This window comes from Streptomyces silaceus (assembly GCF_001419745.1).
Classification (GTDB): Bacteria; Actinomycetota; Actinomycetes; order Streptomycetales; family Streptomycetaceae; genus Streptomyces; species Streptomyces silaceus.
The window spans coordinates 22,572-32,800 of record NZ_LIRJ01000086.1 but is presented as its reverse complement, the minus strand read 5'-3'; the positions used below and the strand labels follow the sequence as shown (position 1 = coordinate 32,800).

The window sequence follows — 10,229 nt, the reverse complement described above, 5'->3', positions numbered from 1 at the left end:
TGGACGACGTCGGTGTGCACGGGCTCGCTGGTCCTGGGGGCGGCCGGGCTGCTGCGGGGGCTGCCCGCCACGACGTACTGGGCGTCGCGGTCGTATCTCGCGAAGTTCGGCGCCACCTACACGCCGGGCCGTTTCGTCGAGACCGGGAAGATCATCACCGCTGCCGGGGTCTCCGCGGGCATCGACATGGGCCTCCATCTGGCGGCCCGGCTGTCCGACGTGAAGGTGGCCCAGGCGATGCAGCTCGCGGTCGAGTACGACCCGGATCCCCCGTACGACACGGGGAGCCCGGAGAAGGCGGACGCGGCGACGGAGGCGCTGGCGCTCGAACTGATCGACGCGGCGGCCCGCTGACGGCCGCAGCCGGCGGGGCGGTGCCCCGCCGGCCGGGGTGCCGGGGCGGTGGGTCCGCCCGCTCAGGCGGCGAGGCCGAGGGCCAGGGCGCCGACGACCGGGGCCGCGTACACGAGCGGGAAGGGGATGTGCGTGTACCAGCGCGCGCGGACGACGGCGACGACGGCACCGGCGAAGTAGAGCACCAGGCAGATGCCCGCCGCGATGCCGATGGCCGGTACGAGCAGGCCCACCAGCAGGCCCGCGGCGCCGGCGGCCTTGGCGGCGCCGAGCCAGGGCAGCCACGAGGCCGGGATGCCGTAGTCGGCCATGGGCTCGGTCACCCACTTCGCGCGGAGGAAGACGGAGGCGGCCGAGAAGCCGGTCATGACGGCGGCGACGACGGTGACGACGGCGTGGGTGGTGGACATCGAGTGCTCCTCGGCAGGCGGTCGCCGGTGCGGAGGGAGCCGCCCCGGCCGGGCCTTGTTGGCCCGTCACCCTCATGACGGACTTCGCCGCGAAAGTGTGACCGCTGGGCGGCAATCAATTTTCGCGGACGTCAGAAGACCGGCCGTGAGGGGGTGACGGATGCTCCGGGCGACGGCTGCCGTGGTCGACGAGCGCCGCAGGCGACGGCTGACGTGGGCGAGGGGCGCGCGGCAGTCACGCCTCCACGTGCGCGGCCAGGCCCGCGAGGATCATCGTGCTGCCCTCCTCGACCTCCCGGAAGGAGCCCGTCAGCGGGAACGGCCCGCCCTCCGGGGAGAGCGGCGTGGCCTTCCAGGAACCGCCCCTCGTCTGCTGTCGGCAGAGAGCGTGGGGCGGACGGAACGTGCCTGCCAGCATGGCCGGATGGATTCTTCGCAGCCGATGAAACCGACAGGTGCGGTGCGCCGTCTCGATCTGGGGTACTTCGTGCGGCCCGCAGCGGAGGCCGGAGAGCCGCGCCCCCGCGTCGAACCCGCCCTCGCCTACCTGGTCCGGCGCGACGAAGGGCTCCTCCTCTTCGACACCGGCATCGGCACCGCCGACCCGGACACCGAAGCGCACTACCGCCCCCGGCGCAGGCCCCTCGACGAGGCGCTCGCCTCCGCGGGGATCACCAGGGACGACATCTCCCTCGTGGTGAACTGCCACCTGCACTTCGACCACTGCGGCGGGAACCCTCTGTTCCGCCACCGGCCCATCGTGGTGCAGGCAACGGAGTTGGCCGCGGCGCGCCTGGGCGGCCACACCGTCGACGAGCTCGTCGACTTCCCCGGCGCCCGGTACGAGGAAGTCACGGGGGAGGCCGAACTCTGGCCCGGCGTCCGGGTCGTCCCCACCCCCGGCCACACGGAAGGCCACCAGTCACTGGTGGTCGAACAGCGCGACGGCACGGTCGTCCTGGCCGGTCAGGCGCACGACTTCGCCTCCCGCTTCGCCTCCGGCCACATGGCGCGCCGGGCCCTCTCGGCGGGCCTCGAACCGCCCCTGCCTGCCTACCGCCCCTGGCTGGACCGCCTCCTCGCGTTCGACCCGCGCAGGGTGCTCTTCGCGCACGACCACGCGGTGTGGGAACCCGGCGAGGAGTGACCGGAGAGGACTCACCGAAGGGGCCGAACCGCCCTACGCTGAGGGGCATGGCGGAACTGCAGCAGCACCCCCATGTCGAGACGGCCCTGCGCTACCACGAGGCCGTCGCCGCCGGTGCCGTCGGTGCGGAGCTCGCCCGCTTCTTCCACGTCGACGCCAAGCACTACGAGTACCCCAACGTCTTCTTCCCGGACGGGGTCGTCCGTGATCTGCCCGCCATCCTCGCGGCGGCGGAGCAGGGGGGCCGCACGCTGCAGCACCAGAGCTTCGAAGTGCTCAACGCCGTCGCGGTGGGGGAGAAGGTCGCCCTCGAAGTGGCGTGGACGGGCACCCTGGCGCGGCCGCTGGGCGAGCTGCCGGCCGGGCATGTGCTGAACGCCCACATCGCGACCTTCCTGGAGTTCCGCGGCGGCAAGATCATCACCCAGCGCAACTACGACTGCTACGAATAGGTTCGCAGGGGCCTCCCCGGGTTCAGCGGCGCGCGGCGCCGACCCGGTCGGCGATGCCCAGCGTGAGGTCCTGCGCCCGGTCCTCCAGGTGCCACTTCCCCTTCTGGTAGGCGTGGTTGCTCACCCAGAACACCAGCACGCCGTCCGGCAGCCGGCGGGCGAGGAGCGCGAGCGACCAGCCGTTGCCGCCGTCGTGCCAGGCGAGGCGTCCGTCGTCGGTGTCACGGACGCTCCAGCCGTATCCGTACGACTCGCCGTCCGTCCCGGGCACGCGTACGTGCGGCGCGAACAGCCGGTCGCGGGCCTTCGCGGGCAGGACCGTGTCGTCGGACAGGGCGCGGTGCCAGCGGAGCATGTCGTACGCGGTGGAGAGCATGCCGCCGTTGCCCCGCAGATTCCAGTACGGTCCGTCCGCCGCCCAGGGATGGTCGACGGGCCGGCCCTGCGCGCGGCCCCGGTCGTCGTACTCCACCGCGATCAGGCGGCGCGGCCACCGCGGCAGCACGTATCCGGTCCGCTTCATCCCGGCCGGGGCGAACAGGTGCCGGGAGAGGAAGGATTCGTACGTCTCGCCGGACGCCTCCTCGATGATCGCGGCGAGCAGGCTGTAACCGGTGTTGGAGTAGTGGAACGTCCTGCCCGGGGCCGAGCGCGGTTTCGCGGCCAGGGCGCCGCGCACCAACTCCGCGCGCGATACCCGGTCGTAGTCGTCGCCGAGGCTCTCCGGCAGGCCCGATGTGTGCGTGAGCAGCTGCTCGACGGTGATGGCGCCCTTGTCGCCTGGCACAGGACCGAGGAACCGCCCGATACGGTCGCCGAGCCTCAGTCGCCCCATGACCTCCAGCTTCAGGACCGCGGCGGCGGTGAACTGCTTCGTGACCGACATGACGTCATAGACCGTGCGGCAGCTCGCGGGGGTGCCGGCGGCCCGGTCCGAGGAGCCGAAGCCACCGCAGTACGCGAGACGGTCGACGCGCGCCGCCAGCACGGTGCCGCTCACGCCCTCGGGCAGGGTGCGCCGCACGAAATCGGCCACCGACTCCTTCGTGCTCTTCGCCTCCGCTCCGGCTCGGTCGGCTGCCGCCGTGTCCGTACGTGGGGTGCGCGCGGTGCGCTCCTCGGCGCAGCCGCCGAGCAGCGAGAGCGTCAGAAACGTGGCGAGGGCCGCGGCCCCCGCCCCCGTGCGGCGACGGGAACGGTGGCGGGGGCGATGGCGCGGTGCGCGACGGGACCTACTCATGTGACCTCCAACGTCGGGAATGTGCGCCGAGGTTGACCGCCGCGGGTGCCGTTCCTCAACCTGTCAGGGTGTTCGAGCTTGTGCGAGACCGTGTACGTCCAGCTCAACGGGGGGATACCACCATGACCACCACACAGCCGACGCCGCCGCCGATGCCGTCCGTACCGCCCGCGTCCTGCGCACCGCCGCTGCCGTCCGACACGGACGCGGCCGCTTTCGTGGCGGCACTGCGACGGCTCAAGGCGTGGTCGGGGCTCAGCTACCGCCAGTTGGAACGCCGCGCCGAGCGGGCCGGGCACGTCCTGCCGTACTCCACGGCGGCGTCGCTGCTGGGCCGGGACCGGCTGCCCCGCAAGGAACTGGTCGTCGCGTTCGTCGAGGCGTGCGGAGTGGGGGAGCCGGAGACGCGGGCGTGGGTGGCCGCGCGGAACGCCATCGCCTGCGGGCCGCTGCCTCAAGCGACACAGCCGCGGCCTGCGCGACCGCGGCAGTCACAGCAGCCTCAGCGGCACGTGCGTCCACAGTCGACGCACGGGCAGCAACGCCCCCGCCGCACCAGCCGATCGCGCCGCACCCGCGCCGCCACCGCCGTACTCCTCGTCGCCCTCCTGACCGGCGCGGCGACGCAGGGCGCCTTCACCCAGAACGAGGAGGTCCACGAGACGCGGACGTCGTCCGCGGTGCCCGGCTGACGTCAGCCGTCGAGCAGCGGCAGCGCGGGGAAGACGTGGTGCTGCCAGAGCAGCCGGGAGGCCTCCTGCGGGTCGGCGACGACATCGGGCTGGGCGTCGAAGAGCCGCACGAGGCGCCCGTCGGTGTCGTACGGAGGCCAGCCGGGGGCCCCGTGCGCGGCGAACGCCGTCCAGGCGGCCCGCATGTGGGCGGACACGGCCTCCGCCTCCGCGGTAGGCGCCTCACCGATCAGCAGGGCGGGCTGGCCGCGGTCCAGATTGCCGAAGACGAGCGGCACGTCCAGGCCGTGGCAGGCGCCGAGCGCACCGCCCATGCCCGGCGCGGGCCAGGTCAGTTCGTAGACGTACGCACGGCCGCCCGCCGCGGCCTGCGCCAGGGCGAGGTGGAGGGTCGGCATGCGGAACAGCCAGTCGGCATGGACCAGTTCGTACAGCTCCTCCTCGCTCGCCTTGGGGAGGGCGTCGCGATAGCGGCGTGCCCCGTCCGGGCCGGGGGCGTAGACGTCGAGGGCGGCGCTCGCCTGCTCCGCGGTGACCTCGCCCAGCAGGCCGTTGACGGCGGTGAACAGGCGGTGCTCGTCGTGGGCGTGGCCGACGAGGAGGGCGATGTCGCGGGCGGCGCCGTCGGCGAGGGCCTGCCACGGGGTGACGGGCAGGAGCTCGCCGTCGACGACGGGGGAGAAGAGGATCTGCCGGTGCGCGGGCAGGCCCCACCGGCTCGCCCGCCGTTCCGACCGGGTGCCGACCGCGTCCCCGGCCGCCGTCAGGTCGTGCGGGGCGACACCGGACAGATCGGCCACCGTCGGCCGCAGCCCCAGCTCGGCGGCGCAGGCGGCGCCGATGTCGGCAGCCAGTTCCGGCGTGAAGAAGGTACAGGGGGCGCTCTGGACGACGGCGCGCCGAAAGAGCCCGGAGGCGCGGTCCGTCGCCAGCAGCGCGGCGATCGAACCGCCGCCTGCCGACTGGCCGAAGACCGTGACCTGGTCGGAGTCGCCGCCGAACGCCTCGACGTTGTCGTGCACCCATTGCAGGGCGAGGATCTGGTCGAGCAGTCCCCGGTTGGCGGGTGCCCCCTCGATCTGCGCGAACCCCTCCATGCCCACGCGGTAGTTGAACGTCACGACGACGACACCGCCCTCGCGCGCGAGCCGGCCGCCGTCGTACTCGGGCAGGCCGGACATGCCGATCTCGTAGGCCCCGCCCTGGATCCAGACCATGACCGGAAGGCCCGCGCCGGGGTCGTGCGCGGGCGTCCAGACGTTGACCGTCAGCCAGTCGTCGCCCGGTGTGCCCCGCGCCAGGTCGGCCATGCCGAAGACGCCGGCCTGCGGGGGCGGGGGACCGTACGAGACGGCGTTCCGCACGCCGCCCCAGCCGTGCGCCGGCCGGGGCGCCGCGAAACGCAGCGCGCCGACCGGGGGCAGGGCGTACGGGATGCCGCGGAAGACCGCCGTGCCCGCTTCGCGACGGCCGCGCAGCACCCCGGCCGCGATGAGGACCTCGGGCGGGGGCCCGGACGGTTCGGCGGGCTCCGGTGGCTGGGGTGACTCGGGTGAACCGGAGGCGGTGTGCGGCATGGCGGCCCCCTCGGACCGGTGGTGAGGGCTGCCCGCGGCGGCCCCGGACCCCACGCATCATCCGCCTGTCCGGGGTGTCGCGCGAGTCAATTGCCGCTGATTCAGGCCTTCTTGCGGGCCTGGGTGAAGCGCAGCATGTTGCCGGCGGGGTCGCGGAAGGCGCAGTCGCGGACGCCGTACGGCTGGTCGACCGGCTCCTGCAGCACCTCGCCGCCCGCGGCACGGATGCGTTCGAAGGTGGCGTCGCAGTCCTCGGTGCCGAAGATGACGGCGCGCAGCATGCCCTTGGCCAGCAGTTCGGTCATGGCCGTGCGGTCCTCGGGGGAGGCGTTCGGGTCGGCGAGCGGCGGTTCGAGCACGATGCTCACCTCGGGCTGCTCGGGCGACCCCACGGTCACCCAGCGCATCCCCTCGAACCCGACGTCGTTGCGGACCTCCAGACCGAGGACGTCCCGGTAGAAGGGGACCGCCTTGTCGTGGTCGTCGACGGCGATGAAGCACTGCGAAAGTTTGATGTCCATGGCCTCCACGCTAGGAGCGGGGCCCGGCTTTCGCTTCTCCGTTCCTGACCGGTCGCGTGTGGATCTTGGCGATGCAGGCGGGGACGGCGGCGCCCTCGTCATGGCTGCGGGCCCGGTAGGCGCTCGGCGTCTCGCCGACCAGCTCGGTGAAGCGCGAACTGAACGACCCCAGGGACGTACATCCGACGGCGAAGCAGACGTCCGTCACCGACATGTCGCCCCGCCGCAGCAGGGCCTTGGCCCGCTCGATCCGGCGCGTCATCAAGTAGCTGTACGGCGTCTCGCCGAAGGCGGCGCGGAAGCTGCGGGAGAAATGGCCGGGTGACATCAGGGCGGCACTCGCCAGGGCGGGAACGTCGAGCGGTTCGGCGTACTCGCGATCCATGAGGTCACGGGCCCGGCGCAGCCGGACGAGGTCTTCCAGGTTCGTCACCCTCACACCATGCCACGGGGCGACTCGACGGGCGGGGCGTTCGTCGCCGACGGACGTCGCCGGTCAGGCGGCCCTCACTCCGCTGATCCGGCGTGCTTGCGCTGGTTGGCGTGGAAGCGCGCCTTCTTCTGGCGGTTCCCGCACGTGTTCATGTCACACCATCTGCGGGTGCGGCTCTGGCTGGTGTCGAAGAAGGCGGCCCGGCAGGTCGGCGACGCGCACAGGGCCAGTTTTCCGTCTCGTTCGCCCGCGATGACGCTGATCGCGTCGGCGGCGATCACGCCGAGGGCGTCTTCCACACGGGACGCCGGGCCGAGCCGCCACTGCCGCTCGCCCCCGGGCGTCAGGAACGCCGCGGCCCGGCCCTGGGCGCTGCGGTCATTGATGACGTGGAGAGCGGATGCGGGGAGGGCGTCCTGGAGCGCGGCCGCTGTCGCTGCGGCGTGAATCGACTCGCGCAGTTCCCGGGCGAGGTCGAGCTGGGCAGTGGTGCAGGAGTCCACGGCGAGGCCGCTCACGGCCAGCCAGTCGATGAGGCGTTGCGGCACGGGAATGCGCTCCACGGCGTCGCCGTGACGCTCCGACAGAGTCCCCGTGAAGCTGGTCGCCAGGACCTTGCCGAGGCGGAAGTCGGGGAACGCGCTACGCATGGAACCACCTTAGCCGGTTGCGGCGTGACGCGGAGGGCTGTTAGAACCGTCTTAGCCGGTTCCGCGATGGCCAGGAGGTCTCATGCCCCGTCCGAGCAGCGACGTGCAAGCGTGTGAAGTCCACGCGTCCGACGCCGACCTCGCCGATCTGCGCGCACGCCTGGCCGCGGCGCGGCTGCCGGAGGCCGAGACGGTCCACCGCGCCGCGTCCGGCCCTCGTCGATGGGAACAGGGCGTGCCTCTCGCCGACCTCGTCGACGTCGTGAACCACTGGCGCACCAGCTACGACTGGCGGCTGTTCGAAGAGCGCCTCAACGAGATCGGCCAGTTCCGCACGACCATCGATGATCTGGGAATCCACTTCCTGCACCGCCGATCCGCACGCGCGGACGCCACTCCTCTGGTCCTGACGCACGGCTGGCCGGACAGCGTTGCCCGCTTCGTCGACGCGGTGGACGAGCTGGCGGATCCGAAGGACGCGGACGCGCCCGCGTTCCACGTCGTGGTCCCGTCGCTGCCGGGCTTCGGCTACAGCGACAAGCCGGCCACCACCGGGTGGGGAACGGAAAAGATCGCGGCCGCATGGGTGGAGCTGATGGGAAGGCTCGGCTACGGCACGTTCGTGGCCCACGGCGGGGACTGGGGAGGCAATATCACCACCGTCCTCGGCGGCAGGTTCCCGGAGCACGTGCTCGGTATCCACACCACGTTCGCGGAGGGACCGCCCGGGTTGACGACGGACGGGCTGACGGCGGTCGAGCGCGCGTGGGCCGAGGAGACCCGCGACTTCTGGCACCACCGCGCGGCGTACGCGAAGCAGCAGGCGACCCGACCGCAGACCATCGGCTACTCGCTCGTCGACTCACCGGTCGGGCTCCTCGCCTGGATCCTCGACAAGTTCGCCGAGTGGTCGGACACCGAGGACAGCCCGTTCGAGACGATGTCCATGGACAGGATTCTCGACGACGTCACCCTGTACTGGCTGACGCGGACCGGCGCATCGGCGGCCCGCATCTACTACGAGAGCCACAACTCACTGGACCCCGAACTACGGCTCGACGTCCCGACGGCACTCACCATGTACCCCCGCGACGTCGAGAAGTGCCCGCGCCCCTGGGCACAGGAGCGGTACCGGCGGATCGTCCGGTGGACCGAGCCGGAGAACGGAGGGCATTTCCCGGCGCTGGAGGTTCCCGAGTTCTTCGTCAAGGACCTGCAAGAGGGCCTCGGGGCAGTGCTGGCCGCGCGTCGGTGACATCGGACGGCGAGGTGCCGGAACACGATCGCGCGCTTCGATCGGCGGCCGTTCCCGCGCGGCGGCCGTAGGCCTGCGACCGCACCCCTGGTGGCGTCCCGCGCCGCTTCGGTGTCTCCTTGCCAGAGGTCGCGATCCGGTCTCCTCGCGGGAGCCCGACCCGCCGCCGGTCGCGCGCCACGACGCCACGAAAGGGAGAACACCGTGCACGACGAACCCCTCCACCCGGACCTGGACCGGCGCGCGGACGACGTGGCGGGGCAGGTGATCCAGTGGCGGAGGCATCTGCACCGGTATCCGGAGCTGCCCAACAGGGAGAGCGGGACCGAACGGCTGGTGGCCGAGCATCTGCGGTCGCTCGGGCTCGACGAGGTGCGGACGGGTGTCGCGGGGCACGGAGTGGTCGGTGTGCTGCGCGGCGGTCTGCCGGGGGACCGGGTGATCGCCCTGCGCGCCGACTGCGACGCGCTGCCGGTGCCCGACCTGTGCGGCGCCGACTTCGCCTCGGAGGCCGTGGACGAGGACTACCCGGGCGGCCCGTTCCCCGTGTCGCACGCCTGCGGGCACGACGGACACACGGCGATGCTGATGGGCGCGGCGACCGTCCTCGCGGGCGTACGCGAGGAGCTGCCCGGCACCGTCCTGTTCCTCTTCCAGCCCGCGGAGGAGGGGCCGCCGGTCGACGAGAAGGGCGGCGCGCGCGAGATGCTCGCGCAGGGCGCCTGCGCCGACCCGGTCCCCACGATGGCGTTCGGCATGCACGTCACGCCCTACCCGAAGGGCTACCTCGGCTACCGCGTCGGCAACCAGTACGGCGCCTCCTGCATGGTGCGCATCGTGGTCAAGGGGAAGCAGGTGCACGGCTCGACCCCGTGGCAGGGCGTCGACCCCATGCCCCCGACAGGCGCCATCATCACCGGCATCGGCCAGCTCTACCGGCAGCTCGACGCCTTCGACCCGGTCACCGTCACCATCGGGCACATCGAGGACGTCGGCCGCTTCAACATCATCGGCGAGTCCGTCACCCTGTGGGGCACCGTCCGCTGCATCGACGAGGCCGACATGAGCGACGTACAGAAGCGCCTGACGACCCTGGCCGACCACACCGCCCAGGCCTACCACTGCACCGCCACCGTGGAGTTCCTCCAGGACGTGCCCGCCGTGCACAACAGCGCGCCGTGGGTGGAGGCGGCCCTGCCGACGTTCCGCCGCGTCGTCGGCGACGACAAGGTCGTGGAGACGGGCGCCACGCTCGGCTACGACGACGTGTCGGAGTTCGTGAACGCGTACGGCGGCCTGTACGTCATGCTCGGCGTCCAGGACGCCGAACTCAACGACGACGGCGTGCCCGTCCCGGTCGAGGGAGGCCGCGGCATCGTCGTCAATCACAACCCCGGCTTCTACCTCGACGACGACACCCTCGTCACCGGTGTCCGGCTCCACGCCCACGTGGCCTACGACCACCTCACCGGAGCCCTGACCACGCGCGAGTGACGCC

General features: G+C 72.4%; 13 protein-coding genes. 6 read left to right on the top strand and 7 right to left on the bottom strand.

The window, feature by feature from the left end; genetic code table 11:
- A partial coding sequence (locus tag AOK22_RS10335; RefSeq protein WP_208606386.1) for a DJ-1/PfpI family protein occupies positions 1–354 on the top strand: 354 nt, incomplete at its 5' end.
- A gap of 62 nt (positions 355–416) precedes the next feature.
- Here AOK22_RS10335 and AOK22_RS10330 read toward each other — a convergent pair.
- Both AOK22_RS10330 and AOK22_RS10325 read right to left on the bottom strand, forming a co-directional pair.
- The gene (locus AOK22_RS10330; RefSeq protein WP_055698284.1) at positions 417–764 is read right to left on the bottom strand and encodes a DoxX family protein; all 348 of its coding nucleotides are present in this window, start codon (positions 762–764) and stop codon (positions 417–419) included.
- 235 nt (positions 765–999) lie between these two features.
- A complete protein-coding gene (locus AOK22_RS10325; RefSeq protein ID WP_055698283.1) occupies positions 1,000–1,182 on the bottom strand; it encodes a hypothetical protein in 183 nt (60 codons plus the stop codon).
- Between the two features lie 24 nt (positions 1,183–1,206).
- Between AOK22_RS10325 and AOK22_RS10320 the strand changes: the two genes are divergently transcribed.
- Together AOK22_RS10320 and AOK22_RS10315 are read left to right on the top strand one after the other, a co-directional pair.
- Complete coding sequence (locus tag AOK22_RS10320; RefSeq protein WP_055698282.1) at positions 1,207–1,911, top strand: N-acyl homoserine lactonase family protein; 705 nt, start codon at positions 1,207–1,209, stop codon at positions 1,909–1,911.
- A 47-nt stretch (positions 1,912–1,958) separates the two neighbouring features.
- On the top strand, positions 1,959–2,363 hold the full coding sequence (locus AOK22_RS10315; protein WP_055698281.1) for a nuclear transport factor 2 family protein: 405 nt from the start codon (positions 1,959–1,961) through the stop codon (positions 2,361–2,363).
- Positions 2,364–2,385: 22 nt separating this feature from the next.
- Here AOK22_RS10315 and AOK22_RS10310 read toward each other — a convergent pair whose 3' ends face one another.
- Complete coding sequence (locus tag AOK22_RS10310; protein WP_079036471.1) at positions 2,386–3,603, bottom strand: serine hydrolase domain-containing protein; 1,218 nt, start codon at positions 3,601–3,603, stop codon at positions 2,386–2,388.
- Positions 3,604–3,725: 122 nt separating this feature from the next.
- On the opposite strand from AOK22_RS10310, the gene AOK22_RS10305 reads away from it, so the two are divergent.
- Positions 3,726–4,295 (top strand): helix-turn-helix domain-containing protein, encoded by a 570-nt coding sequence (locus AOK22_RS10305; protein WP_244164727.1) that lies wholly within the window; start codon positions 3,726–3,728, stop codon positions 4,293–4,295.
- Positions 4,296–4,297: 2 nt separating this feature from the next.
- Here AOK22_RS10305 and AOK22_RS10300 read toward each other — a convergent pair whose 3' ends face one another.
- From AOK22_RS10300 to AOK22_RS10285, 4 genes are all read right to left on the bottom strand, one after another.
- Entirely contained in the window at positions 4,298–5,872 is a 1,575-nt protein-coding gene (locus AOK22_RS10300) for a carboxylesterase/lipase family protein (RefSeq protein ID WP_055698280.1), read from the bottom strand.
- A 101-nt stretch (positions 5,873–5,973) separates the two neighbouring features.
- Positions 5,974–6,393, bottom strand: a complete 420-nt coding sequence (locus tag AOK22_RS10295) for a VOC family protein (RefSeq protein WP_055698287.1) — start codon at positions 6,391–6,393, stop codon at positions 5,974–5,976.
- A 10-nt stretch (positions 6,394–6,403) separates the two neighbouring features.
- The gene (locus AOK22_RS10290) at positions 6,404–6,778 is read right to left on the bottom strand and encodes a helix-turn-helix transcriptional regulator (protein WP_055698286.1); all 375 of its coding nucleotides are present in this window, start codon (positions 6,776–6,778) and stop codon (positions 6,404–6,406) included.
- Positions 6,779–6,900: 122 nt separating this feature from the next.
- The gene (locus AOK22_RS10285) at positions 6,901–7,476 is read right to left on the bottom strand and encodes a CGNR zinc finger domain-containing protein (RefSeq protein ID WP_055698279.1); all 576 of its coding nucleotides are present in this window, start codon (positions 7,474–7,476) and stop codon (positions 6,901–6,903) included.
- A gap of 82 nt (positions 7,477–7,558) precedes the next feature.
- On the opposite strand from AOK22_RS10285, the gene AOK22_RS10280 reads away from it, so the two are divergent.
- Positions 7,559–8,731 (top strand): epoxide hydrolase family protein, encoded by a 1,173-nt coding sequence (locus tag AOK22_RS10280; RefSeq protein WP_055698278.1) that lies wholly within the window; start codon positions 7,559–7,561, stop codon positions 8,729–8,731.
- 204 nt (positions 8,732–8,935) lie between these two features.
- The gene (locus AOK22_RS10275; RefSeq protein WP_055698277.1) at positions 8,936–10,225 is read left to right on the top strand and encodes an amidohydrolase; all 1,290 of its coding nucleotides are present in this window, start codon (positions 8,936–8,938) and stop codon (positions 10,223–10,225) included.
- The last annotated feature ends 4 nt before the right edge of the window (positions 10,226–10,229 follow it).

Coding starts and splice junctions, on each gene's coding strand:
- AOK22_RS10330 (WP_055698284.1), bottom strand. CDS start 764: ATGTCCACCACCCACGCCGTCGTCACCGTCGTCGCCGCCGTCATGACC.
- AOK22_RS10325 (WP_055698283.1), bottom strand. CDS start 1,182: ATGCTGGCAGGCACGTTCCGTCCGCCCCACGCTCTCTGCCGACAGCAG.
- AOK22_RS10320 (WP_055698282.1), top strand. CDS start 1,207: ATGAAACCGACAGGTGCGGTGCGCCGTCTCGATCTGGGGTACTTCGTG.
- AOK22_RS10315 (WP_055698281.1), top strand. CDS start 1,959: ATGGCGGAACTGCAGCAGCACCCCCATGTCGAGACGGCCCTGCGCTAC.
- AOK22_RS10310 (WP_079036471.1), bottom strand. CDS start 3,603: ATGAGTAGGTCCCGTCGCGCACCGCGCCATCGCCCCCGCCACCGTTCC.
- AOK22_RS10305 (WP_244164727.1), top strand. CDS start 3,726: ATGACCACCACACAGCCGACGCCGCCGCCGATGCCGTCCGTACCGCCC.
- AOK22_RS10300 (WP_055698280.1), bottom strand. CDS start 5,872: ATGCCGCACACCGCCTCCGGTTCACCCGAGTCACCCCAGCCACCGGAG.
- AOK22_RS10295 (WP_055698287.1), bottom strand. CDS start 6,393: ATGGACATCAAACTTTCGCAGTGCTTCATCGCCGTCGACGACCACGAC.
- AOK22_RS10290 (WP_055698286.1), bottom strand. CDS start 6,778: ATGGATCGCGAGTACGCCGAACCGCTCGACGTTCCCGCCCTGGCGAGT.
- AOK22_RS10285 (WP_055698279.1), bottom strand. CDS start 7,476: ATGCGTAGCGCGTTCCCCGACTTCCGCCTCGGCAAGGTCCTGGCGACC.
- AOK22_RS10280 (WP_055698278.1), top strand. CDS start 7,559: ATGCCCCGTCCGAGCAGCGACGTGCAAGCGTGTGAAGTCCACGCGTCC.